The organism is Fodinicurvata sediminis DSM 21159 (assembly GCF_000420625.1).
GTDB lineage: Bacteria > Pseudomonadota > Alphaproteobacteria > Kiloniellales > DSM-21159 > Fodinicurvata > Fodinicurvata sediminis.
The window spans coordinates 71,527-96,619 of record NZ_ATVH01000015.1 but is presented as its reverse complement, the minus strand read 5'-3'; the positions used below and the strand labels follow the sequence as shown (position 1 = coordinate 96,619).

The following is a 25,093-nucleotide window of genomic DNA, read 5'->3' as shown; positions in this document are numbered from 1 at the left end:
AGCGGACTATTCGGCCGCCTTGGCCGGCACCGGTTCCGGCTTCATGTAGGGGCGTTTCAGCGCGATGATCAACGCCGGGATGAAGGTCAGCAGCAGCAGTCCGAAGGGCAAGCCGCTGGCAATGGTCGCCGACTGCAGGGCCTCCAGGCCGCCGGCCCGCAGCAGAACGGAGGTGATCACGGCGATCGTCACCATCCAGAAGAACCGCTGCCGCCAGCTGGGGTCCTTCCCGCCCGAGGTCAGGGTCGCCACCACCAGCGAACCGGAATCCGCAGAGGTCACGAAGAAGACCAGGACCACCAGCACGGCCAGACCGATCAGGGCCGTGCTGAAGGGCAGGAAGTCCAGGAAGCTGTAGAGGCTCTCGGTCGGCGCGGCGGTCACCATCTCGGCAAAGCCGGTGTCCTGGAACAGCTCCAGGTGCAGGGCATTGGCTCCGAAGACCGTCATCCAGACGAAATTGAAGAAGCTCGGCACCAGAAGCACGCCCAGCAGGTATTCGCGGATGGTTCGCCCCCTGGACACCCGCGCGATGAACATGCCCACGAAGGGCGACCAGGAAATCCACCAGCTCCAATAGAAGACCGTCCAGGACGACTGCCAGTCCGTTCCGCTGTAGGTCTCGTTCCAGGTGGACAGCATCAGCAGGTCGTTCAGATAACCGCCCATGTGCTCGCCTATGGCCTTCAGGACAAAGACGGTCTCGCCCATGACCAGGACAAACAGCATCAGGATGCCCGCCAGCACCAGATTGATGCGGCTGAGCCGCCGCACGCCCTTGTCCAGGCCCGTCAGGACCGAGAGCAGCGCCACGGCACAGACCACCGCGATCAAAAACAGTTGCAGGCCCAGGTCGGCCTCCAGCCCCGTCAGGCGCGCCAGGCCGGCCGAAGCCTGGCTGGTGCCAAGCCCCAGGGAGGTGCATACGCCAAAGACCGTACCGATCACGGCGGCCAGGTTGGCCAGCCAGCCCAGCACCTTGGCCCGGAAGGGCGAGAGCAGTTCGCGCAGCGGCGCCTCGAAACTCAGGTCGTGGCCCGCATTGAAGTGGAAGAAGGCCAGGGTCAGGCCGACCAGTGCATAGATGGCCCAGGGGTGCAGGCCCCAGTGCAGGAAGGTGACCTCCATGGACAGCTGGGCCGTGCGCGTGTCGCTGTCCAGGTGGGGGCGAAAGGCGGTGAAGTGCTGCAACGGCTCGGACACGCTGTAGAACAGCAGGCCGATCCCCATGCCAGCCGCGAACAGCATGCCGAACCAGTCCAGACGGCTGAACTCGGGCGTGGCCTCGGGCCCGCCCAGGCGGATGCGAGCCAGGGGGCTGAACAGCAGGTAGACCGCAAACAGCAGGGCGGCGTTCATGATCAGGATCAGCAGCCAGCCGGTGGTGGCCGAGAACCAGGCCTGCAGCTCCGCAAAAACACTTTCGGCCAGCCCGCCCCAGAAAGCGGCAAAGACGATCAGGGCCAGGATCGCGCCGGCGGACACGAAGAACAGGGCCAGATGCCGAAGCTGCATCATCCTTTGCCGCTCCCGGTGATAGGACAGGCCTGCAGGCGCCGCCGGTCCGGATCGACTTGTTCCGACGCAGACAGGGCAACGCCCGAGGCAATCGCTTGACGGGGGAAGTCTACCTCATGACATGGACGGAGCAATCCGCATGGCGCACCACGCGGGCCGCGGTCGAGCCGATCAGGAAATCGCCGAAGCCGGGCCGATGCGAGGCGATGACGATCAGGTCGGCCGACGTCTCCTTGGCCAGGGACAGGATCTCGCTGGCCGGCTGGCCACAGCGTACGGTCAGATCCACGCCCTGCGCGACCTTGCCGGCAATTGCCTCCAGCTCGCCCTGCGCCTGGGTCACCAGGCGGTCCAGTACGCCCTGCGGCAACTGGCCTTCCAGATAGCCGGGCACATCCTCGATGACATTCACGAGGGTGATCGAGGCCGTGTCGTCCGCCATCTGCCGGGCGGCCTGCATCATGGACGGGACCCGGTCCTGGTGGGTCAGGTCAACGGGAATGAGGATCGTCTTGTACATGGGCCCTGTTCCTTTCTACCTGTCGTGTGATTGTTCCGCCCCTCCATTTGCCTACAGGTAACTGTAAATACCAGAGGCAGATGGTCGCGGACCCCCACCCGCGTTATTCACCTGTCCTGGAGCCAGCGCTTTGGAAGCGGGCCTCCCGGGGCCGGACATCCCGGCTGGGCAGATAGACCAGTACGGCCAGCATCACCAATGTGCCCATGGCAAGAAACATCAGGCGGAAGCCGTTTTCACTGATGGCACCATCCGCACCGACGAAGAACGACAGCAGGAACGAGGTCGTCAGCTGGAACAGCGCCGTGCCCCCCATGACGCCGGCATTGATGCTGGTCATGCCGCGTCCGGCCAGGTGGTCGGGCAGCAGGCCGCGGCCATGCGCGATGATCAGCATGCTGGAAGCCGAGAAGAAGGCAATGGCCGCCAGCAGGACGACGACCAGGGTGAGCGGCGGGTGGGGGTGGAAACCCAGCACCAACAGGAACAGGCCCATGGGCAGGATACCCGACAAGGCCGCCAGCTTGCGCGAGTTGAACAGTTGGTCCAGCGGTCCGAAACAGAGGGCGCCGACCAGAGCGAAGGCCGGCATGGTGGAGAGGACCTGCCCCACCCCAACGGAATCCAGGCCATGGACATCCGACAGATAAGGCCCGCCCCAGAGCCCCAGGATGGTGATCATGCTGGGGTAGCCCACCAGGGCCAAGATGAAGGCGCGCTGGATGTCCCGCATGCGCAGGACCTCCATCAGTCCCTGACCCAGGTCGCGCCAACTGGGTATCTGACTCTCCCCATCCCGGCGCTTGTCCGGACTGTCACGGACCAGCAGATAGAACAGCACAACCAACAGCAGCGTCACGCCGGCCAGGACGGCGATGCTGGCCCGCCAGCCGATGGCTTCAGTGGAATAGGCCAGCGGCGCCGTGCCCAACAGATTTCCCAGGTGACTGGTCGAGACGATGATCGAGGAGACGACGGCAAAGTGGCGTGGAGGGAACCAGGTCGAGATGACAATGAACGCACCCATGATGACCGCGGCGAAACCGAGACCCAACAGGATCCTGGCCAGCATCAGCACCCACAGACTGTTGCCCAGTGCGAAGACCAGCGCACCCACCACCGCGAAGAGCAGCAGGCCGCTTACCGTCAGCCGCGGACCATAACGGTCGAACAGCACGCCAGCCGGCACCTGCATGACCATGAAAGCCAGGAAGAAGACAGCCGTCATCGTGCCATAGGCCGCCGGCTCCAGCCCCAACTCACCCATCACCGGACCGGCCAGTACGGAATTGGCCGCGCGGTAGAACTGGCTCAGCATGGCAGCCACACAGAGCACACAGACGATCCGGATACGTTCCAGCAGTCCTCTCCCGTTCACGCCGCGGGGCACGGCGGGACGGATCCCCCATGCACTTGGCAAACACCCTATCGTCTGATGGAAGGTCCCGGTCGGGCGAATTCTTCATCCCTGCCATGCAGAGACACTGACCGGAGGCGTAATGGTGAGGCCCCGGAAGCTGCAAGCTTCGCTCCCTGTCATTTTCATGCTCGACAAGGGTTTCTATAATCAAGTGGGCAGGAATAAGGTGCCATCATCCCATCAAGCAATACCAGTCCAGGTATAGGTGAGAGACTGTGTATATACATTCTATTTGCTAGAACGCACATTCTGTTTCTGCTAGCGTAACAGCAAGGATCGCTATCTTTGGCGCCCTTCCATGCAACAGGCCTGTCGCGCCAATCCAGGAGGGAAGTGGGACATTGCGCCTGACTTTTTTCGAATCCCTTTCGGTATTACGGGAATAACTTATGAACAAGTCGTCGGCACGGAAGGACAGCAGCATAGAGGGTGAAGAGCGCGGGGTCCCTCAAAAGGGTGTGGCCGCCGTCGACCGCGCCCTGTCGATCCTGTCCGCACTAGAGAGCGAACCTGAGCCTTTGACCCTCTCGGACCTTTCCCGCAAGACCGGTCTCTACAAGAGCACGATCCTGCGCCTGATGGAGACGCTGCACGCCTACGGCTATGTCGTACGCATCCTTGAGACACGCTATGCCCTGGGCCCCACGGTCTACCGCATGGGCATGGCCTACGAGCGGCGCAATCCCCTACGCGAACACGTACTTCCGATTTTCCAGCGTCTGGTGGAGGACGGGACCGAGAGCCCCTCTTTTCACATCCGCCACGACGCCCAGAACCGGCTGTGCCTCTTCCGACTGAACTCCAATCACTCGACCCTTGACCGTGTGCATGTGGGCGATATCCTGCCCCTCAACCGCGGTGCGGCGGGGAAGGTCATCCTGGCTTTCGAGGGGCAGGCGGGCGAAGAGTCCGAGCGCATCCGCGCCCAACACCATGCTCTATCCTTGGGCGAACGCGACGCCAGTTGCGCCGGAATCGCAGCACCGGTCTTCGGGGCCGACGGCGGTCTTGTCGGCTCACTGTCCATGTCGGGCCCTCGCGAGCGCTTCACCGAGGAGAATGTCGCCCGGATGCGTCCCCTTCTGATGGAAGCTGTACAGGAGATCACCGAATCCCTCGGAGGCCGTTACCCCCAGGTCGCGGCCTGAACCGAAAGCCAGGCAGATTCCTTCCTCTCACAGACCCCAGTAGATGGACTTGCTCTGCTGATAGCTGCGCACGCCCTGGATGCCCTTCTCGCGGCCCAGGCCGCTCAGCTTGAAGCCGCCGAAGGGCGCGGCGATGCTCAGTTGCTTGTAGGTGTTGATCCATACGGTTCCGGCCTCGAGGCCACGGGCCACCCGCCAGGCGCGCTTGTAGTCGTCGGTCCAGATGCCACTGGCCAGTCCATAGGCGCTGTCATTGGCCTGGGCAACCAGGTCCTGCTCGTCGGTGAAAGGCATCATGCAGAGAACCGGGCCGAAAATCTCCTCCTGGGCCACACGCGCCGCGTTGTCCAGGCCCTCCAGGATGGTGGGCAGATAATAAGCGCCCTCGGCGTACTTCGGCCCCTGCGGGCGCTTGCCCCCGAAACTCACTCTTGCACCTTCTTCCAGGCCCAGCTTCACATAGGACTCCACCCGGTCGCGTTGGGCAAAGGAAGCCAAGGGACCAATGACCGCTTCTGGTGTATCCGGCGGCGCCACAACCATCTTCTCTGCCTCGGCGATCAGCAGCTCACGAAATTCATCCTCCGCAGATGCCTCGACGAAAAGGCGTGAACCCGCCACACACGACTGACCCGTTCCACCGAAGATGCCCGAGGCCACGGCCTTTGCTGCCGCCGGCAGGTCTGCATCGGCAAAGACGATGTGCGGGGACTTTCCCCCCAATTCCAGAATCAACGGTATCAGCCGATCGGCCACGTTGCGGGCAATGGCCTGGCCCGTTTCGGTCCCGCCTGTGAAGGAAATGCAATCCACCCGTGGGTGGTTGACCAGGCCTTCGCCGACCTCGCGGCCGCCCAACAGAACGCTGAGCAAGCCTTCGGGCAAGCCGGCCGCCACGCAGCAATCGGCCAATGCCAAGGTCACGAGTGAAGTGGACTCAGCAGGCTTCAGAACCACGGCATTGCCGGCAGCCAGTGCTGGGGCAATCTTCTGCGCCGCCATGGTCAGCGGCGAGTTCCAGGGGGTCAGTGCAGCCACTACGCCCAACGGCTCGTGCACCGTGATGTTGAAATAGTCTCCACGTGCCGGCGGCATCTCCTCACTCAGGCTTTCGCAAACCCCGGCGTAGTAACGGAAAGTCCCGGCCGCACTCAGCGCCTGGCCGCGCGATTCCTTGCGCGTCTTGCCGTTCTCGTACATCTGCAGTTCGGCAATACGGTCCACATTGCGGGTGATGTCATCAGCGATGGCATAAAGGACCCCTGCCCGTTCATGCGGCAGGCGCGCTGCCCAGCCATTGGGTGCCAGCGCCGCCTTGCGACCGTTTACTATGGCTTCGTCGATCTGGCCTTGAGAGGCTGTTGCCACCCGTCCGATACCATGGCCATTGGCGGGATTGATCACTTCCATCTCCGTGGCTTCGCCTGCCATGAAGCGGCCAGCCAGCAACAGGGGGTAGATCTCGTCACGGCCCAGTTCGATACGCACCGCATCTGGTTGCGCTGTTGTCACACTCATTCTGTCGTTATCCATCAAGTTCCAAGATAAGCTTTGCGGACGTCCGGGTTGGCCAGCAGCTCATCCCCTGTGCCTGAGAGTTCGATCTGGCCGCTTTCCAGCACGTAGCCGCGAGAGGCAAGCTGCAGAGCCATCTGCGCATTCTGCTCGACCAGAATCACGGTCACGCCTGTATCCTTGTTGATCTCGCGAATAATCCGCGCGATGTCGGCAACAATGATCGGTGCGATCCCAAGAGAAGGTTCGTCCAGCATCAGAATGCGCGGCTGGGCCATCAGAGCGCGACCGATGGCCGCCATCTGCTGCTCGCCTCCGGAAAGCGAACCCGCCATCTGCTTGCGGCGTTCCTTCAGGCGTGGAAAGTACTGGTAGACCTGCTCCAGAACCTCCTTTTGCGGGCGCTGCCCCTGTCCGGAATAGGCCCCCATCAACAGATTGTCCTGCACGGTCATGCGCGCGAACATCCGCCGGCCTTCCGGAGACAAAGCGACACCATGCGCAAGGGCTGCGCCGGGCCGGGGACGCACGTCCTCTCCGTCCACGCGCACGCTGCCCTGCTGGCGCTCGCACAAGCCCATGATGGCTTTCAATGTCGTGCTCTTGCCAGCCCCGTTGGCGCCAATAAGGGCCACGATCTGGCCCGCGTCAGCGGAAAAGGACAAGTCACGTACGGCCTCGACGGGACCGTAACGTACGACCAGGTTGCTGACCTCAAGCTGTCCCAGCATCTTCTTTCCCAAGATAGGCCTCGATGACTTTCGGATTGTTCTGAACTTCGGCTGGTGTGCCCTCGGTCAACTTCGTGCCATGGTCCAGCACCACGACCTTGTCGCAGATCTCCATGATCAGGCGCATGTGGTGTTCCACCACCAGCAGCGTCAGATCATAGCTCTTGTGGACCTGCCCCAGGATCCGACTGAAGGTGTCAACCTCCTCGGGATTGAGCCCGGCGGCCGGCTCATCCAACAGCAGCAGCCGTGGTTGCGTCGCCAGGCCGATCGCCACACCCAGGCGTTTCTGGTGGCCATAGGCCAGGGTCCCTGCTTCGGCATCCCTCAGCTGGGCCAGTCCCATGCTTTCCAGGATCGCTTCGGCTTCCGTCCTGGCCTGCGCAAGTTCCTTGCGCGCAGCGGCAGTCATGAAGAGCTGAGGCCAGAAGCCAACGGCATGACGGACCAATGCGCCCCGGATGACATTGTCGAGGACACTCGAACGCGGAAAGATCGTGGCCGCCTGGAAGGTGCGCACCAGACCCTTCTCGACAACCCTGTGCGGCGACATTCCGGTTATGGTCTCACCCTGGAAAGCGACCTGTCCCGAGGTGGCTGGAAGTGTTCCGCTGATAAGGTTGAAGGCCGTGCTCTTGCCGGCCCCGTTCGGGCCAATCAGTCCGGTGATATGACCGGGCGGCACCTCGAAGGTAACGTCCGACAAAGCCACCAGACCGCCGAAGCGCTTGGTCAGGCCCTGGACGGAAAGGATAGGTGTTGTCATTTCCGACCTCCCAACCTTGCAAGCCTCTCGGGAAGCGACACCAGCCCATTGGGCAGGAAACTCAGGATAACGATCAGGGCCACGCCATAGAAAACGTGCTGGAATTCCATGGCCCCACGCAGGAATTCCGGTAGCGGTGTCAGGATCAGCGCCCCGACAACCGGGCCCCAGAGTGCCAGACGTCCACCAACCACCAGCATGATGATGTAGGAAACCGAAAGCTCGAAGTGGAATGTTTCCGGAGAGAGGAACCCAATGTAATGCGCCATCAGGGCTCCGGCAAAACCGGCAATGCCACTGCCGATAATGAAGGCCAGGTTCTGAGTCCGGGCCGTGGCGATCCCGGTCGATTCAGCCAGGGTAATGTTTTCCTCCACGGCCGAAAAACGCCGTCCGATCATGCTGCGATCCACCAACGCCACCAGCGCCACCACCAGGACGGCCGAGATCAGGGCCAGGGGATAGAAGGTGGCCTTTTCGTCCAGCACCAGGCTGCCAAAACTGGCCGCAGGAATGTTGGCGATCCCGCTGGAGCCACCCGACAAGCCCGGGAACTCCAGCATGACCAGGCGGAACAGCTCGTTCAGTGCGAAGGTGATCAGCACGAAGTAGACACCGCGCAGACGCAGCAGCGGACCACCGATCAGGGCCGCCACCAGCGAGGTAACGACCACCGCCGCGACGACCCCTGCCATGAAGGGCAGATCGAGACGCATCACCATCAGCATGGAGGTGTAAGCGCCGACACCGACGAAGGCCCCGTGACAGAGCGACAGCTGCCCGACACGTGCGATGACGCCCAGACCCATTGTCGCGATGATGGCCAGGCAGATCATGATGGCGATGTGGAAATGAAAGGTACTGCCGCTGATCACAGGGAACAGGGCAGCAGCCAGCAGGGCCAGCGCGAACGCGCCCCGACCCACTGTCCAGAAGGATGCCTGCGTCACGCCTGTCTGTGCTGTGCTTTTTTCCATGGATCAGGCCTCCTTGTGACCAAGCAGGCCCGATGGACGCACCAGTAGCACGGCGATGACGAGTGCGAAGACCACGATATCCGCCGTCGAGGCACCAAAGAAGGTGCTCGTCGTGCTTTCGATCAGGCCCAGCAGCATGCTGGCAATCACGGCGCCCGGGATGCTGCCCAATCCGCCCAGGATAACGACGATAAAGGCTTTGAGCAGCGGCGTACCGCCAACGAAGGGAGAAACCCCGAACAGCGGTGCCATGAAGGCACCGGCCATGGCTGCCAGCGCGGCGCCCAGTGCCAGGCCGAGCGGATACATCAACTCCACGCGTACGCCATAGGCAGCCGCGATTTCGCGGTCCTGGACCAGGGCCCTCAGCGCACGTCCGGTCCGGGTGTGCATGAGAAAGTAATAGAAGATGGCCAGGATCACCATGGAGCCGAGGATCACCACCACCCGGGACTTCGGCAGGATGATGCCGCCCCAGTTGTAGGCGCCGGACACCAGGCTGGGCATGGACAGAGGATCCGGGCCGAAGGCGATCAGCGCCAAGTTTTGCAGGATCAATGCCAGTCCTATCGAGGCGATCATGCCCGACAGTTCATCTCCCCGGAATGGCCTGAAGACCACACGCTCGATGATTGCCCCCAGGACGATTGCGCCGCCGAAGGCACCCGCCACGGCAACGGGATAGGGCAGGCCGGCCACCGCGAAGGCGAAATAGGCCGCAAAGGCCCCCAGCATGTAGAACTCGCCATGCGCGAAGTTCACCACGCGCATGATGCCGAAAACCAGGGTGAATCCGATTGCCATCAGGAGGTAAAGCAACCCCAGGATGACCCCGTTCACCAGGGATTGGATAATCAGGAAACTCACGGTGGCACGCCCTTGCAAAGGGCCACCGGGTGGACTTCACCCGGTGGCCGGTTTCACCAAGACCAGGACTTACTCGCAGCCCTCGATGTCACAGGTCGCAACGATCTCTTCCTTCCCGTCACGCACCTGCGCGATATAGAAAGGGGCATCGATCTGATGGGCGATGCCGTAGCGATCCTTGCCCGTCCAGGACAGTTCACCCAGAACGCCTTCGTAGGATTCGATGCTTTCCAGCGCCTTGCGGACGGCATCGGTGTCCTCGACGGTACCGGCCTCCTGCATGGCCTGGAACAGCATGTTCGCCCCATCGTAGAAGAAGGGACTGAAGCCGTTCATGGAGTGCTCGAAGGTTTCCTCGTACTCCGTAATGTAGGCATTCACGGAATCCTTGCTTGGATCCAGTCCCGCATGAACGAACATGCCTTCCGCAGCCTCGGCTCCAGCCACGTTGACGATCTCGGCTGTGGCCGGGCCACCCGTGCGAATGATGGCCCCCTCGAAGCCGATGTCGCGGGCCTGCTGCACGATCTGCCCCGCAGTTTCCGGTGAGTTTCCATCAAGCTCGATGGCATCCACGCCCTGGGACATGATCCGGGTCAGCAACGGCACGAAGTCCACCTGGTCACGCTCGAAGAACTCGATGGCGGACATCTCAGCTCCAGCTTCCTCATAGGAAGCGGAAACGTCCTTGGCGATCTGCTCGCCGGTTTCGTCATTCGGGAACAGGGCCCCGACCGTCTCGATACCCTGGCTTTCCACAATCCAATCGATCTGCGGCTGTGCGACCTCGGCCGTCGTCAGGTTCGGGCGGAAGGTATAGGGCTTCTCCGGAGACAGCGCTTCACTGGTGAAGCCGAGCGTCATTGTGATGACACCCTCCTTCTCGGTGATCGGCTGAATCGCCAGTATCGGGGCCGAGCCAACCGTGCCGATGATGTACTTCACCTCGTCGTCGTAGACGAGCCGGTTGGCGGCCGACACGGCCTCGTTGGCCTTGTAGCTGTCGTCGTAGGCGATGACCTCGATGTCATAGGTCTCGCCACCGACCTCGATGCCACCGGCCTCGTTGTACTTGCTTGCGGCAAGCTCCGTCGCCTCCAGCATACCACGGCCCCAGCTGGCGCCAGCGCCGGACAGGGTCACCAAGGCACCCACCTTGAGGGTCTTGTTCTCCTGCGCCACGGTCGGTGGCGCAGAGAAAGCAATGGCCGCTCCAACGGCCAGCGCGAGTGTACTCTTGAACTTCATTTTCGGTTTCCTCCCAGGGATTGATTATCGGGACTTCTCACACTCACGAACCGGCATCAGTACCGGCACGGATTTCCTGCAGCACGGGCATAAGGTACTGCCGGAACTGTTCTGGGTTCTCGCTCATCGGGAAGTGACCCAGCTTCTCCATGATCGTCACGCGGGCGCCGGGTATCCTCTCGGCTGTACGCTGCGTATCCTCCGGGGTGCAGGAGAAATCGTACTCCCCGGTCAGCAGGTACAGCGGACAGCGCGCCGTATCGATGCGCGGCGTCACCTCGCGCAGATCGCCGTCAACCCGGTAGAAGTACAGGTCACCCTTGAATATGCCGGGACCGCTGGACAGGTAATGCCAGAGCGTCTCGTGGCAGTCGGCCTCGGAGCCGCCGGGCGCGATCAAGCCGGAAACCAGGGCAGCACAGACCTCGCCTCCGTGCACGTCGCTGCGGTGTAGCCAGTCGGTGTCGTACCAGGAAGTCTGGTGATCTGCGGACTGCAGGCCGATGAGGGCACGGAAGTGCTCAGGATGATCCGCTGCCAGGTTCAGGACGATGCGCCCGCCGATGGAACAGCCCATGGCAACGGGACGATCCAGCCCTAAAGCCTCGCTAACAGCCAAGATCGTCTTGACGTAGAGCTCCCGCGTCAGGCGGTATTCCTCTTTGTGATACCCTACCGGCGGGCTGGACTTTCCGTGCCAGGGCAGGTCGAAGGCGATCACGCGGAAATGCCGGGTGATCTCCTCGTCGTTCACCAGCGCGCGGAACTGCCGACCATCGGCACCAGCCGTGTGCAGGCAGAGCAGGGGGATACCCTCGCCCGCCTCCTCGTAATAGAGGCGCTGCGGCCGGCCGTCGATCTCCAGGTGCAGGTAACGCCCGACAACGGGTTCGACATAGGCGGTCAAGACTCACCTCCCGGCACGGATCCGCGTGGCAGGGCGAGGAGATCCTTGATGTACTGCAGATTGGACATGAGGGGATGGAGATTGCCCTCGAGGGTCAGTTTTCCCGCTTTCGAGAGCGCCAGGAGGTCGTGGTACCAGGGCTTCGGGATAGTTGCCCAGTAGCCGAGCCAGGATTCGGCCGACGCCTTCAGGGCAAAGTCCCAGGACCGCATCAGCACAGGGCCCTGAGTCACGGTGGCAATGTGCCCCTGCTCGACGTCGAAATAGAACGGTGTCTCGTCGACTCCCACGAGGAAACAGCAGGTCAGGCGCCGTCCCTGCCATTGCAGGTGCGTATCCCTCTCCAGCCGCTCAGGTATCGAGACAAGCGCCTGCTTGCACAGCGCTTGTGGGTTCTCGGGCATGTCCTCCCCCGTGTGTTCCGTTAGTCAGAACTTTATTCTGTTAAATAGACCGCATTCTGAAAGGGAATGCAACCCGTTTTTCGAATGTCCGCTTGGGTACACCGGTTGGCTCGCACTCAAGCCTTTCCGGTCACGCGCGCGAGAACCGGGAAGTACTCCTTGCCAAATCCTGCCTCGCTGGCGGTTCTCAGCATGGACAGCGCATGACTGGCACCGGGTGCTTTCATGTTCACATGCGCGGCAAGCGCCAGGGCATAGCTGCAGTCCTTGATGGCGTAGTCGGTCGGGAAGGCGCCTTGCGGGAAGTTGTCCGGCAGCATGGCCTTCATGCCGTGATTGCGCAGGGCAAAGCTGTCGGCCGAGCCCTTCGAGAGCGTCTCGAACAGTGTCGTGCGCTCCACCCCTGCCGCCTCGCCGATATTGAGGGCCTCGGCCAGTGCCACCACAGTCTCGAAGAGCACCATGTTGTTCAGTATCTTCACCACCTGTCCGCAGCCCACGGCGCCGCAATGCGTAACTTCCGAGGCTGTATGCGCCAGATAGGGGCGGATTTCGTCGAACAGGGCCTGGTCGCTTCCCACCATGATGCTCAGCGTACCGTCCTCGGCCGCCTGTCGCGTCCGGGCCACCGGCGCATCGGCAAAGCGCAGACCCTTCTCCGCCAACTTGTTTGCCAAGTCCCGCGTAAGGTCCACCGGTGTCGTGGAAAGGTCGATGACACGCTGGCCCTCGCGGCCGTTTTCCTGCACGCCGTCCTCGCCCAGGACGATCTGCTCCACTTCCGGGCCGCCCGGAAGGGACAGGAAAACGATGTCGCTGTTTTCAACGACCTCACGGACGCTGGCAGCAACCTTCGCCCCATGGCCAGCCATACGTTGCAGCGGCGCATCTGCCAGATCAAAGACGGTAAAGGGCTGACCTGATCCGACCATGATGTTTCGGCAAATCGGCTCCCCCATCACGCCGAGGCCGATAAAGCCGATACGCGCCTGTGCCATTCCACTCGCTCCTTGTCCAATAAGATATAATAGAGTCTCAGAAATAGAACACTATTCTACTGAGCGCAACACCCTACCATGATCCCAGGCGCAAAACCGGGCAGTACTTCCTTTATAAGGCGTTTTCTTTCTGCTGTGCATCGCGCACCAGCGCCGCCAACCTGTAGAATCCATGCACCATCTTCGAGTAGGGCATCAGCAGGAAGAAGGTCAGCACCGCTCCCAGGTGGATTGCCAGCAGAGGGGAAACGGCCACTGTTCCACTCGCCGCATAGAGCGCCAACCCGGTGGCTGCCACCAGGAACAGCAGCAGGACGAAGGCCATCTCGCCCCCCCAAACGCGCATGGCCCCCAGCTCCGGCGCTGCACGCAGTTTTAGCCAGGCAAGCCCGGCCGTACCGATCATCAACAGGATGCCGCCGGGCACACCCAGCAGCTTCGGTGGCGTGAAGAAGCCGTAGGGCGCCTCCCAGCCCATCACATAGTGCATCAGGGTGGCTGAGGAGGTGGATGCAAAACACAGCAGGAATCCGTAGAGGACAGCCTGATGCAACCAGCGCCGCCGATCCGTGTAGCGCGTACCCTGCTCGAAGTTGCAGCCCTGTCCCTGGCCACCGGAAAGATTCCGCAGCTGGGCGGCATCCAGGAACGCGGTCTTCAGCTGCGACAAGCGCACCCTCGTCCCGCCCACTGAATGCCAGTAACGCCTCAGGCTGATCGCAATCGTGGCAAGCGGCAGCAGGAATGCCGGCGCGAAAAGCGCGACCATCAGGCCGTGGGAAAGATAGGCATAGAAACCTCGGCCACTCTCGGGCTGCAGAATCTGAATCAGAGCAAAGAAGAGAGCGAGCCCTGCGGTCAGCACAAAGGCCATGGCCACGCCACTTTCCTGGAAGCGGCGTGCCAGTCCGCCAGGCCAGGCAAAGGTCTCCCAGCTTTCGCTGCGCACCTCGGCCAGGACCTTGGGTATGTTGAGCGCGAACTCGTGCGGCTCGGTGTATTGGCAGGCGTAATAGCAGCCACGGCAGTTGTGGCAGAGATTCGCCAGCTGCGTCAGGTCCCCCTCGGCAAAGAGGCGCTGGCGCGTGATGGCAGGAAAGACCGAGCAATAGCCTTCGCAATAGCGACAGGCGTTGCAGATCTCGACCTGACGCCGGGCTTCCTGAATCGCGTCCGTTTCCTGGTCGGTCTCCACCCCCTGCACGATATTAATTGACATGAGCTGCGGCCTCCTGCCCCGCGATACGCCCGAAGACGGTTCCGATGGTCATGCCGAAGCCGGCCAGGTACCCCTGCCCCAGGATCGATCCTGCCATGATCTCGCCGGCGGCCCAGATGTTGTCGTACCGCCCCTGTGCATCCGAGACCCGGGCCGTCCTGTCCACCTTCAGGCCCAGGTAGGTAAAGGTCACGCCGGGCCGCAGGACATAGCCATAGAAGGGCGGCTCGCTGATCGGGCGCGCCCAGTTGGTCTTGGCCGGTGAAATCCCCTGGGTGGCAAGGCCGTCCAGCTCGGTCGGGTAGAAATCCCCTTCCCTGCAGGCCGCATTGAAATGGGCCACCGTCTCCTTCAGCTTGTCCGGCGGCAGTTGCAGCTTCTCGGCCAGTTCCTTGATGCTATCGGCTTGATCGGGCTTGAAGACCGAGGGCATGAAGAGGTCGATGGACCTGGAATCGATGATGGAATAGGCAACCTGGTCGGGCTGCGCCGCCACTAGGCGTCCCCAGATGGCATAGCGTTTGGGCCAGACATCCTCGCCCTCGTCATAGAAGCGCTCGCCCTCGCGGTTCACCACGATGGAAAAGGGCACGCAGTCCAGGCGCGTGACAATGCCGCCGTCGAACTTGGGCGCCCGGCCATCGATGGCCACGGCATGGCACTGGGTGGGATCGCCCACGCTTTCCGCCCCCTGCTCCAGCATGTCGTTGAGAACGACACCCCTGTTATAGGGCGTCCCCCGAATCAGGAAGTTCCGCGCCGACGGACCCCAGGCCCGGGCCAGCCAGTCGATGTCGGCCTGGAATCCGCCCGAAGCCAGGATGATGGACCGTCCGCAGATGCGGCAGGGCGCGCCGGCGATCTCCGCCTGCACAGCCTCGAAGCGGCCGTCACGCACCTCGACGTGCTTCACCTGGGCTTCATAGACCACAGACACCCCAAGATCCTCGGCCGTGTTGTAGTAGGCATTAACCAACGCCTTGCCGCCGCCCAGGAAGAAGGCGTTTGTACGACTGAGGGACAGTGTCCCGGACAAGGAGGGCTGGAAGCGTACCCCATGGGCCTCCATCCAGGGCAGGCAGTCCTCCGAGGACCGGATCGCCAGGCGCGCCAGATCCTCATCCGTCTCGCCCTTGGTGACCAGCATCAGGTCATCGAAATACTCCTCTTCCCCATAACTGTCCGTCAGCACGGACAGAGGTTCCTGATGCATGCAGCGAAAGTTGCGGGTGTGCCGAGAATTGCCTCCACGATAGGGCTCGGGAGCCCCTTCCAGGATTAGCACGCGACACCCGGCCTCGGCCGCCTCGATGGCGGCACAGAGCGCGGCATTGCCCCCGCCCACGACAACGACATCCCAGTCCTGCCGGGAAAGAGATTCGACGTCGGACATCTGATTACCTCTGATTGGTGAATGGCGGAAGCGATTAGGGAATGAATTCTGATGTATACGAATGCATTCATTAAGAGTCAAACCCGGGCCTGCAGTGCCCGAGACTGCGCCTCGAGACGGCACCACCACTGCGGAAAATATGAGAACTGTTGAGGTCGCGAATAAGCGCCGGGTGAGGCTCCTATTCCTCCTCGCCCAGCACCAGGTCTTGGCGCATCAGCTTGAGGCGCATGCGCTGGGCATTGCGGATGTGGGCGCGGGCGGCCTGTTCGGCCCGGGTCTCATCACGGCTCTGAATGGCCTGAAGTATGGCGAGATGCTCAGCATGTGCGGCTTCGAAACGCCCTTCGACCTTCAGGGTCGTGCCGCCCAGCAAGGCCATGGAATCGCGCAGGCCCAGCAGGGATTTCTCCAGGAAACGGTTGTGCGCGGCGCGGTAGATCGCGGAATGGATCAGGCGGTTGAGATTGGCCAACTGATCAGGGTCTTCCGCCACCTCGGTTTCCGAAGCGATGAGGTCCTCCAGTTCCTCCAACTCGGCCGTTGACGCGTGACGCGCCGCAAAGCTGGCGGCCGTGCCCTCCAGGACCTCGCGCATGTCGTAAAGTTCCATGGTCTGCTGATGATCCAGCTTGGAAACGACAGCTCCATTGTGCGGCTCGATGGAGATCAGACCTTCGGACTCGAGACGGCGAATCGCTTCGCGAGCCGGCGTCCGGCTGATCCCGAAACGCTCGGCGATCTCGACCTCCCGCACCCGGGTGCCGGGCGCCATGCCGCCTTTCTTGATGGCATCCTTCAGCTTCTGGTAGGCCGCCTCGCTACGAGAAACCTGACTGCTATTCACTATACCACTCCGATCCGATCACACTGCACCCAACCATGGCGTCCCAGCTCGGAACGACGAATCAGTGCAGTCTGCCCAGGATACACAAACCTTGCCAAGCGCTTTGAGCAACGGGTGATCGAATGGCTACCCCTCGTGCTTCCCACCCGGCCGCACCGGGGCCAGTAGGGCCTCCACACTGCTGGTCACCACAATGAACTGCGGTCCGGGCCGGGCGATCAGCTCGGGCAGGTGCTCCAAGTCGGAGAGGTTCTCCAGACGCGTCACCTCGCAGCCATAGGCAGCGCCGATGGCCTCCAGGTCCGGGTTGGTGAAGGTGGTGCCGGTCCAGTGGCCGGGGTAGTCCCGCTCCTGGTGCAGCAGGATCGAGCCATAGACCTTGTTCTCTGCGACGATCACCTTCAGCGGCAGCTTGCGCTCCAGCGCCACGGCCAGCTCGCTGCCGGTCATCAAGAGACCGCCGTCGCCCACGAAGCAGACGATGGGCCGCTCGGGCATGCGCAGGCCCGCCGCCACAGCCGCCGGCACACCGAAGCCCATGGCGCCCGAGATCGGCGAGAGCAGGCGCTGCGGCGGCCTGAAGGGAATGGCGCGATAGATCGGCGCACCAAAGCTGCCCGCATCCACCGTGACGATGGCATCCTCACCCAGGTGCGTGCCGACCGTCTCCACCACCCGGGCGAAGGGGATGCCGTCCGGCTGCTCGCTGTCCGTCACGGCCCGGATCCTCGCGCGTTCGCGCGCCAGAGCCGACAGCCAGTCCTGCCGGTCCGGCAGTTCGGCGGCCGGCGTTCCAAGGGCCTCGGCACAGATCACTGGATCGCAAGCGAGCGCCAGGTCGGCCGCGAAATGGATGCCCAGCACATCAGGATCGGCATGCACATGGGCCAGGCGCATCTCGGGCCGCACCATCTCGGGAAAGCTGTAGCCCTGGCTGGTGATGTCGGACAGCCGCGCTCCCAGAGTGACCAGCAGGTCCGACTGCCGCAGCAGCTCCAGCTGGCTGGGTGGATTGGACAGGCCCATGTCCCCGGCATAGAGCGGATGGTCGTTGTCGAACAGGTCCTGGCGCCGGAAGGAGACCAGCACCGGCAGGTTCCATGCCTCGGCCAGTTCCTTCAGGGCCACCCGCCCGGCCTCGTTCTCCAGGCCGCTGCCGGCCAGCAGCAGGGGCCGCTCGGCCTCGGCCAGCCAGCCGCGCAGTTGCTCCAGCGCAGCCGGGTCCGGCGCGGCCTGAACCCTGGCCTGCGGCTGAACCGTGGCCGCTTCCACCTGGGCCGTCAGCACATCCTCCGGCACGGCGATCACCACCGGTCCCGGCAGGCCCGTGGTGGCGACCTGGAAAGCGCGCAGCAGGGTCTCCGTCATGCGCTTCGGATCGGTCACTTCCGCTGTCCACTTGGCGATGCGCCCGAACATCTGGCCGTAGTCGATTTCCTGGAAGGAATCGCGGCGCACGTCGTCCTTGGCCACCTGCCCCACGAAGAGGATGAAGGGCACGCCGTCCTGTTGGGCGGTGTGCACGGCAATGGCCGCATTGCAGGCTCCGGGACCGCGGCTGACACAGGCCACGCCGGGCCGACAGGTCATGCGCGCATCGGCCAGGGCCATGAACCCGGCCCCGGATTCGTGGCGACAGACCACGGTGTCGATCTGGTCATGCCCGTGCAGGGCTTCCATCAAGCCCAGGTAGCTTTCCCCCGGCACACAGAAAAGGCGGTCTATCCCCTGGGCGGCCAGGGAATCGACGACGAGCTGTCCGACTGTCTTCATGGAATCCGTTTCGTTCTGATCTGTTGGAGGCGGCTGCGGCGCAGGCCCGGGCTCAGATGGCCCGGATCTGCCCCCCGTCGACACGCTGTGTGGTACCGGTGACGAAACTGGCCCGTTCGGAACAGAGGAAGGCCGCAACCTCGCCGAATTCCTTGGGCTGGCCGTAACGACGCGCCGGAATCTCGGTCAGGATGCTCTTCTGCACCTCGTCCAGGGGTCGCTGCTCGCGTTCCGCGCGGGCGGCATCCAGCTGTGCCACGCGATCGGTGTCGATGCGTCCGGGCAGGATGACGTTACAGGTCACGCCATCGGCTGCGACTTCGGACGAAAGCGTCTTGTTCCAGGCCAGCAGCGAGGCACGCAGACTGTTGGACAGCGCCATGTTGGGCACCGGCTGCACCGCCGCCGAGGAGGCCACGGTCAACAGCCGCCCCCAGCCGCGTTCGCGCATGTCCGGCAGGCAGCGTGTGGCGGCATGGATCAAGTTCCCCACCATGCGCTCGAACCAGAGCGACCATTCCGAGTCCTCGACGCCCAGGGCCGGTTTGGGCGGTGGTCCACCGCCATTCAGAACCAGTACGTCGATGCCGCCCATGGCCTGCTCCGCCTGGTCGATCAGGCTGTCCACCTGGCTGCGCTCGTGCAGATCACAGGCAATGCCCTGCACCTGGGCACCGGTCTCGGCGGCAATCTCGCGGGCCACCTGCTCCGTATCGGAGCGCCCCGAGACGATCACCTGCGCCCCTTCTGCTGCCAGGGCGGTGGCAATGGCGCGGCCCAGTCCCTTGGTGGAGGCGAAAACCAGGGCGCGCTTGTCCTTCAGTCCCAAATCCATTGTCTGCTCCTTTTCGTGATAACGTCAGTCTCTTAGGGGCTTTACCGGCCGGCGGCATAGCCTTGCATGCCGCGCGGATTGGCCCCGGCCCGCAGGTAGCGCATGCCGTTGCGTGTCTCCTGGGAACAGGCCGACAGGCGACCTTCCGACCAGTCCTCGCCGACACTCACGTCATGTCCGCGCCGCTTCAGCTCTTCCACGGTCGCCCTGGGCATGCGGCCCTCGACCAGCAGGACGTTCGGCTTGGCCAGGCGCGGCCAGAAGGAACTGGGCGGGTGTTCGCTGTGGAAGGAGGGCGCATCGATAGCCTCCTGCAAGTTGTAGCCGTGATGCAAATGGCGCAGCAGGAAGCTCAGCGACCACTGGTCCTGCTGATCGCCGCCGGGTGTTCCCCAGGCCAGGTAAGGCTTGCCGTGCTTGAGCGCCATGGAAGGTGTCAGCGTGGTGCGTGGGCGCTTGCCGCCCGCAAGCGTACTGGGCAGGCCGTCCTGCAACCAGAACATCTGCGCGCGGGTGGACAGTGAGAACCCCAGTTCGGGCACCACCGGACTGGACTGAAACCAGCCGCCGCTGGGCGTGGCCGCCACCATGTTGCCCCATCGGTCGATCACGTCGATGTGGCAGGTGTCCCCGCGCAGTGCCCCCGTGCTGTCGGTTTCCTCCTCGCCGGCTTTCGAGACCGTCGGCTCGCCAACACCCAGCATGGCGTTCACGTCGATGCTGTTCTCGCCGGCCACCTCGTAGTCCGGCAGCACCGGCCGGCGCCCATCCGGCGCACCGGGACGGAAATCTTCAGAAGCCCGCTCGCCCATCAGTTTGCGCCGTTCGGCGTTGTAGGCATCGGAGAGCAGGGTCTCCAGCGGCACTTCTCCGGCTGAATCTCCATACCAGGCCTCGCGGTCGGCAAAGGCCAGCTTGGCCGCCTCCACGACCGTATGAATGAAGTCCGCCCCGTCCGGCGGCAGGTCACCCAACGGCAGGTCACGCAGCAGGGCCAATTGCTGAAGCATGAAGGGCCCCTGGCTCCAGGGCCCGCACTTGGCGACCGTCAGGCCGTGATAGTCATAAGTCGCGGGCGCTTCCACCGTCGCCTGCCAGTTGGCCATATCCTGGCCGGTCAAAAGGCCGCTATGGTGTTCCCCGGTGGAATCCTTCAGCTCCTGCGTGCGGTAGAAGCTGTCGATGGCCTCGGCCACGAAGCCCTCGTACCAGCACTTGCGTGCCCCCTCCAACTGGGTTTCACGATCGCGACCAGCAGATTCCGCTTCCTCGACAATACGGCGGTAAGTGGCCGCCAGGCCCGGATTGCGGAACAGGTCGCCTTCCTGCGGATGACCGTTGGATGAAAGATAGACCTCGGCGGAACTCGGCCAGTCATTGCGGAACAGCGGCTCCACGGCACGCAGCGCGTTGACGATCTTGGGCACCAGCGGAAAGCCCTGCTCGGCATAGAAGATGGCGGGTTCCAGCACTTCGCGCAGCGGCATGCTTCCATGATCGGCCAGCATCCGCAGCCAGGCCCCGAAGGCGCCGGGAACGGTGGCGGGCAAAAGACCGGTGCCGGGCACCAGGTCCAGGCCCATGTCACGAAAACCCTTGGCCGAAGCCGCGGCGGGGGCCGTTCCCTGGCCGCAGACGACTTCGATTTTATCCCGGTTGGCGGAATAGGTCAGGATCGGCACCTCGCCACCAGGGCCATTCAGGTGCGGTTCCACTACCTGCAGCACGAACCCCCCGGCCGCGGCCGCATCGAAGGCATTGCCCCCACGCTCGAGGACACCCATGGCCACGGCAGTGGCTGTCCAGTGCGTGGAGCCGGCAACACCGAAGGTGCCGCGCAGTTCCGGACGTGTCGTGAAGTCTCCTGGCCGTGTCATTGCTCTATGCTCTCTCGTCTCGTCATTGTTGAATTGGCCTCCAGTCCGCCGCAACCACTGGCTTTCAGTCGCCGCTTCCGGACTGGCATCGAAGGAAGATTCGGGGGTATGCTCTATGGCATTTAGGCTTGCGTCCGGCTCTTCATGCTGCATAATTTCCTGTATACAGACAAGTATATCCACAATAATAGGGAGACTATATATGTCACGCCAATCCAACCGATTTAATCTTTCCGAGCTTTCCCGTCGCGATGCGCTGCGCCTCGGCGCTGCGGGCGCTGCCGCCGGTAGCCTCGGCCTGCACACCACCAGCGTGTTCGCCCAGCAGAGTCTTCAGTGGGGTTCGTCCTCCCAGGGCTCGACCGGCTATGTCATCATCGAGGGCCTGGCCAACACGGTGAACCGCAACACCGACATCGAGAACGCCTCCATGTCCACCAGCGGCGGCACCGAGAACATGCAGCTGTTCCATGAGGGCGTCATCCAGATGGGCCAGACGACCTCCACCGACTGGCAGCCGGCTTTCGAGGGCAACGACCCCTATCCGGAGCCCATCACGGTCCATCAGATGTTCGCCTATACCCTGTTCAACTGCACGCCCATGGTACGCGCCGACAGTGACATCCACACCCTGGAGGACCTGCGCGGGCGCCGCTGCATGCCCTCGCCGGCCGGCAGTTCCACGGCCACCATGTGGGGGGTCCTCTTCGAGGCCGCCGGTATCCTGGACGATATCGAGTGGACCTACGGCTCCTGGCGTGAAAGCTACGATGCCCTGCGCGGCGATTCCGTGGACTGCATCCCCTCGCTGCTGACCAACGGTCGTCCGTCGCCGATCCTTTCCGAGCTGGCCTCGACCACAGAGGTGCGCATCCTGCCGATTCCGGACGAGGTCATGGAAAAGGCGAAGGAACTGAACCCGGGCATCATGTTCGGCACGATCCCGGCCGGCTCCGCCGAAGGTATCGACGAGGATATCCAGGGGGCTTCCTTCTCCGGCGTACTCGCCGCTTCTCCGGATGTCTCCGAGGAGGTGGGCTACGAAATCATGCAGGCCATCTTCGAGAACACCGACTCGGTCCAGGACCTGGGCGTCCAGTTCAAGGACATCAACCTGGAGTTCGGTGCCCAGTACCTTGTGGACGGCTTCCCCATCCACAAAGGCGCTGCCAAGTACTACAAGGAGAACGACCTCTGGTCCGACTCCATGACCGAAGCGGAATAATAACGCTCTCGCTCAAGGAAACAGGACCGCAGGACCCTACATGAAAGGACCCTTTCAGCGTCTCGCCGGCATCTTCACGGATGAGGATGCCGGCGACCCGCGTATCACGCTGCTCTTCGGCCTGGCCGCGATTGTCTTCGTGCTGACGCATGTGGTGCAGGTACTCACCTACACGCTGCCGTCCGGCCAGTTCAAGATTGCGCACGTGGGTGGGGCTGCGGCCCTGATCTTCCTCTTTGCCGCCGCGCATACGAAAAGCGCGGTTTCGAAGATTGTCCACCTGCTGCTCGCCATCGTGGCAGCGGTGGCGATCTTCTACATCTTCACCGAACATCATGCGCTCACCAGCCAGCGCTCCTTCCTGCCCAACAGCACCGACATGCTTGTCGCCTGGGTCTTCCTGGGCATATGTCTCTATGCCTCGTTGCGCGAGTGGGGCTGGGTGGTCAGCGCGATCGCCGTCGTGGGCCTGCTCTACGGCTATTTCGGAGATCTCCTGCCCCAGGGCCTGCTCTATCATGGCGGCATCACGCTCAAGCGCCTGATCGGCTATACCTCGATTCCCTACTTCAGCGGCCTGCTGGGCAGCCTGGCCGAGCTTTCGGCGGGAACGATCTTTCCCTTCATGGTGATGGCCGCCGCCATGAAGATGACCGGCTGCATCGACTTCATCATGCAGGTGGCCTTCCGTATCGGCGGAAAGACCCGCGCTGGACCGGCGCAGATTGCCATCATCTCCTCGGGCATGATGGGCATGGTCTCGGGCTCCAGCGTGGCCAACGCCGCTTCCACCGGTGCGCTGACAATACCGCTGATGAAGCGAGTCGGCTTCAAGCCGGAATTCGCGGGCGCCGTAGAGGCGGTCTCCTCCACCGGCGGACAGATCACGCCGCCGATGATGGGCCTGGCCGCCTTCCTGATCGTCGGACTGACTGGCATCCCTTATGGCGAAATCATCATCGCCGCCGCCTTCCCGGCACTGATCTACTACCTCTACCTGATGTTCGCGGTGCACCTGCGTGCCGTGAAGTTCGACCTGGATGCCTCGGCCGACGAGACCATGCAGAAGGAACTGGAGGTGGAGCATTCCATGTGGCGCACCTGCCTGTGGAATGCCCACTTCTTCATCGCTATCGCCTACCTGATCACGATGCTGCTGATCACCAACCTGCCGGGGCGCGTTTCCCTGCACGCAGCCGGCATCCTGCTGGGGCTCTATGTTCTGCGCGAACTTGCCTTCCACTGGCGTGGCCTGGCCAACATCATCGTCAACATCATCAAGCTCGGCGCGCGCACCGCCTATGATGCGGCCCTGCGTGGCGCCCAGATCGGCATCGTCGTCGCGGTGATCGGCGTGCTGGTGGAGGTCCTCACCGTTACCGGCTTCGCCCAGAAACTCTCCTTCTGGATGCTCGAGCTGGCTGGCGGCGACCTTGCGCTGCTGCTGATGGTGGCGGCCCTGGCCTGTATTGCCTTCGGGCTGGGCCTGCCGACCTCGGCCTCCTACATCCTGGTGGCCCTGATGGGCGCACCGGCGCTGGTCGAACTCGGCGTGCCGCTGCTGGCAGCCCACTTCTTCGTCTTCTTCTTCGCCAATGTCTCGGCCATCACACCGCCGGTGGCCATCTGCTGTCTGGTGACCTCGAAGATCGCGGACGGCAGCTTCTTCCGAACCAGCTTCATGGCCGTGCGGCTTGGACTGCCCGGCTTCGTGCTGCCTTTCCTCTTCGCGGTCCATCCCGAGATCCTCGGCATCGATGCCAATATCCTGGATGCCCTGGTGGTTTCCGCCATGGCCCTGTTCGGGGTGATCGCCCTCAACGTGATGCTGGAAGGTTTCCTGTTCCGCCGCCTGCACCTGGTCGAACGCCTGCTGCTGCTGCCGGCGGCGGGGGGATTGCTGCACCCCAGCCTCTGGGCGTCCATTGTCGGCCTTGCGATATTTGCCGTACTGGCCGGCTGGCTGTGGTTCGCCAGCCGGCGCTCTCAGGCAGCCCAGGAAGGCTGAGCGTCATGAGCAACGACGCTCAGGTAGCCGCCCAGGGCAGCCGGCAGGCGGAAGGTCACCTCGCCGCTCTCGACTGATCCGGCAATGACGGTAAACCCGGCGGCCGAAAAGCGTTCGACCGTCCTGGGAAGATCGCTGGAGCCAAGGGCCTGGACGGCCATCCAGGGCGCCTGTAGCCCTTCCTTCAGCCAGGGTAATTGCGCGCTGGCCGCTTCGCGGCTCAGAAAGACACAGCTGCCCCGATCCAGCTCCAGCCTGAATTTCCCGTCGCCACAGGCCTCGGAGGGACGGCCGCAGAATCGACCGAAGCGAACGGCGGCCTCCTGGGGGTCTTCGACCACCAGAAGCACGGCCTTGAGCGAACGCACGGCATTGTCGTGTGCCTTGAAACGCGGTTGCCAGACGGCCTTCTCGGTATGGTGCTCCAGGATCTGGATTCGCCCCTCGGGCATGATCCCCGGATTCACGCGGAGGACCGTGAATCGGGCTTCCATCTCCTCGCCCTCTTCTCCCTCGACCGGGCGCGTCAGATTGACCGGCTCATTGGGTGCGAAGTCTTCGCGCTCCAGATGGGCATGAGCCGCCTCGGCGTCGCCGCAGGCCAGTGCGATCAGGTGCAGGCCCACATAGCGTTCCACGGCCTGTTGAAACTGCCGGGACAACTCTGTCTCACTCACTGCGGTCAACAGTTCGATGTAGCCCTCGTCCAGCATGATGCAGCGGTTGGCCATGCCCGATGGCACCATACCCTCGGGCGTACGGTTCTGCTGACGCGTGAAGGGCGTCAGCACGAAGCCGGCGGCCTCCATGGCAGCACTGGCATCCTCAAGTGAAGGAACAAAATGAGCAACATGATCCAGGAAGATCTGATTGCGGGCGGGCAACTGGGTCATGGGG

General features: G+C 63.1%; 22 protein-coding genes. 3 read left to right on the top strand and 19 right to left on the bottom strand.

All coding sequences use genetic code 11. The features are described from left to right. Positions 1-6: 6 nt before the first annotated feature. From G502_RS19770 to G502_RS0110900, 3 genes are all read right to left on the bottom strand, one after another. Positions 7-1,518 (bottom strand): BCCT family transporter, encoded by a 1,512-nt coding sequence (locus tag G502_RS19770; protein ID WP_081649771.1) that lies wholly within the window; start codon positions 1,516-1,518, stop codon positions 7-9. Positions 1,519-1,627: 109 nt separating this feature from the next. Then, a complete protein-coding gene (locus G502_RS0110905) occupies positions 1,628-2,038 on the bottom strand; it encodes a universal stress protein (RefSeq protein ID WP_022728700.1) in 411 nt (136 codons plus the stop codon). Between the two features lie 103 nt (positions 2,039-2,141). Continuing rightward, entirely contained in the window at positions 2,142-3,428 is a 1,287-nt protein-coding gene (locus G502_RS0110900) for an MFS transporter (RefSeq protein WP_155957841.1), read from the bottom strand. A gap of 419 nt (positions 3,429-3,847) precedes the next feature. On the opposite strand from G502_RS0110900, the gene G502_RS0110895 reads away from it, so the two are divergent. Further along, positions 3,848-4,606, top strand: a complete 759-nt coding sequence (locus tag G502_RS0110895; protein WP_022728698.1) for an IclR family transcriptional regulator — start codon at positions 3,848-3,850, stop codon at positions 4,604-4,606. Between the two features lie 27 nt (positions 4,607-4,633). Here G502_RS0110895 and G502_RS0110890 read toward each other — a convergent pair whose 3' ends face one another. The 15 genes from G502_RS0110890 to G502_RS0110820 form a co-directional block, all read right to left on the bottom strand. Next, entirely contained in the window at positions 4,634-6,124 is a 1,491-nt protein-coding gene (locus G502_RS0110890; RefSeq protein WP_022728697.1) for an aldehyde dehydrogenase, read from the bottom strand. A 14-nt stretch (positions 6,125-6,138) separates the two neighbouring features. Beyond that, positions 6,139-6,852, bottom strand: coding sequence for an ABC transporter ATP-binding protein (locus tag G502_RS0110885; RefSeq protein ID WP_022728696.1), 714 nt, complete (start codon positions 6,850-6,852; stop codon positions 6,139-6,141). Further along, on the bottom strand, positions 6,836-7,618 hold the full coding sequence (locus G502_RS0110880) for an ABC transporter ATP-binding protein (protein WP_022728695.1): 783 nt from the start codon (positions 7,616-7,618) through the stop codon (positions 6,836-6,838). Before G502_RS0110880 ends, G502_RS0110885 begins: the two co-directional genes overlap by 17 nt. Beyond that, the gene (locus tag G502_RS0110875) at positions 7,615-8,595 is read right to left on the bottom strand and encodes a branched-chain amino acid ABC transporter permease (RefSeq protein WP_022728694.1); all 981 of its coding nucleotides are present in this window, start codon (positions 8,593-8,595) and stop codon (positions 7,615-7,617) included. The genes G502_RS0110880 and G502_RS0110875 overlap by 4 nt, the downstream gene beginning before the upstream one ends. 3 nt (positions 8,596-8,598) lie before the next feature. After that, the gene (locus G502_RS0110870; RefSeq protein ID WP_022728693.1) at positions 8,599-9,462 is read right to left on the bottom strand and encodes a branched-chain amino acid ABC transporter permease; all 864 of its coding nucleotides are present in this window, start codon (positions 9,460-9,462) and stop codon (positions 8,599-8,601) included. 69 nt (positions 9,463-9,531) lie between these two features. After that, positions 9,532-10,710: an ABC transporter substrate-binding protein gene (locus G502_RS0110865; protein WP_022728692.1), complete on the bottom strand. Its 1,179-nt coding sequence runs from the start codon at positions 10,708-10,710 to the stop codon at positions 9,532-9,534. 43 nt (positions 10,711-10,753) lie between these two features. Then, entirely contained in the window at positions 10,754-11,617 is an 864-nt protein-coding gene (locus G502_RS0110860) for an alpha/beta fold hydrolase (protein ID WP_022728691.1), read from the bottom strand. Further along, complete coding sequence (locus G502_RS0110855; protein WP_022728690.1) at positions 11,614-12,021, bottom strand: hypothetical protein; 408 nt, start codon at positions 12,019-12,021, stop codon at positions 11,614-11,616. The genes G502_RS0110860 and G502_RS0110855 overlap by 4 nt, the downstream gene beginning before the upstream one ends. 116 nt (positions 12,022-12,137) lie before the next feature. Next, the gene (locus G502_RS0110850; protein ID WP_022728689.1) at positions 12,138-13,019 is read right to left on the bottom strand and encodes an NAD(P)-dependent oxidoreductase; all 882 of its coding nucleotides are present in this window, start codon (positions 13,017-13,019) and stop codon (positions 12,138-12,140) included. 112 nt (positions 13,020-13,131) lie between these two features. After that, positions 13,132-14,238, bottom strand: a complete 1,107-nt coding sequence (tcuB, locus tag G502_RS0110845; protein ID WP_022728688.1) for a tricarballylate utilization 4Fe-4S protein TcuB — start codon at positions 14,236-14,238, stop codon at positions 13,132-13,134. Beyond that, the gene (gene tcuA, locus G502_RS0110840) at positions 14,228-15,631 is read right to left on the bottom strand and encodes an FAD-dependent tricarballylate dehydrogenase TcuA (protein ID WP_022728687.1); all 1,404 of its coding nucleotides are present in this window, start codon (positions 15,629-15,631) and stop codon (positions 14,228-14,230) included. The genes tcuB and tcuA overlap by 11 nt, the downstream gene beginning before the upstream one ends. Positions 15,632-15,812: 181 nt before the next feature. Then, positions 15,813-16,478, bottom strand: coding sequence for a GntR family transcriptional regulator (locus G502_RS0110835; RefSeq protein WP_022728686.1), 666 nt, complete (start codon positions 16,476-16,478; stop codon positions 15,813-15,815). A gap of 126 nt (positions 16,479-16,604) precedes the next feature. Then, complete coding sequence (locus tag G502_RS19765) at positions 16,605-18,251, bottom strand: thiamine pyrophosphate-binding protein (RefSeq protein ID WP_022728685.1); 1,647 nt, start codon at positions 18,249-18,251, stop codon at positions 16,605-16,607. Between the two features lie 52 nt (positions 18,252-18,303). Then, positions 18,304-19,086 carry an SDR family oxidoreductase gene (locus G502_RS0110825; RefSeq protein WP_022728684.1) on the bottom strand — a complete coding sequence of 261 codons (783 nt, stop codon included), beginning with the start codon at positions 19,084-19,086 and terminating at the stop codon, positions 18,304-18,306. Between the two features lie 41 nt (positions 19,087-19,127). Further along, positions 19,128-21,116 carry a gamma-glutamyltransferase family protein gene (locus G502_RS0110820; RefSeq protein ID WP_022728683.1) on the bottom strand — a complete coding sequence of 663 codons (1,989 nt, stop codon included), beginning with the start codon at positions 21,114-21,116 and terminating at the stop codon, positions 19,128-19,130. Positions 21,117-21,165: 49 nt separating this feature from the next. Here G502_RS0110820 and G502_RS0110815 point away from each other — a divergent pair, with 49 nt between their 5' ends. Both G502_RS0110815 and G502_RS0110810 read left to right on the top strand, forming a co-directional pair. Further along, entirely contained in the window at positions 21,166-22,188 is a 1,023-nt protein-coding gene (locus G502_RS0110815; RefSeq protein ID WP_022728682.1) for a TAXI family TRAP transporter solute-binding subunit, read from the top strand. Positions 22,189-22,228: 40 nt separating this feature from the next. Continuing rightward, positions 22,229-24,196 (top strand): TRAP transporter permease, encoded by a 1,968-nt coding sequence (locus G502_RS0110810; RefSeq protein WP_022728681.1) that lies wholly within the window; start codon positions 22,229-22,231, stop codon positions 24,194-24,196. Here the strand turns inward: G502_RS0110810 and G502_RS0110805 are convergent. Beyond that, positions 24,175-25,089, bottom strand: coding sequence for a VOC family protein (locus G502_RS0110805; protein ID WP_022728680.1), 915 nt, complete (start codon positions 25,087-25,089; stop codon positions 24,175-24,177). The genes G502_RS0110810 and G502_RS0110805 overlap by 22 nt on opposite strands. Positions 25,090-25,093: the final 4 nt, after the last annotated feature.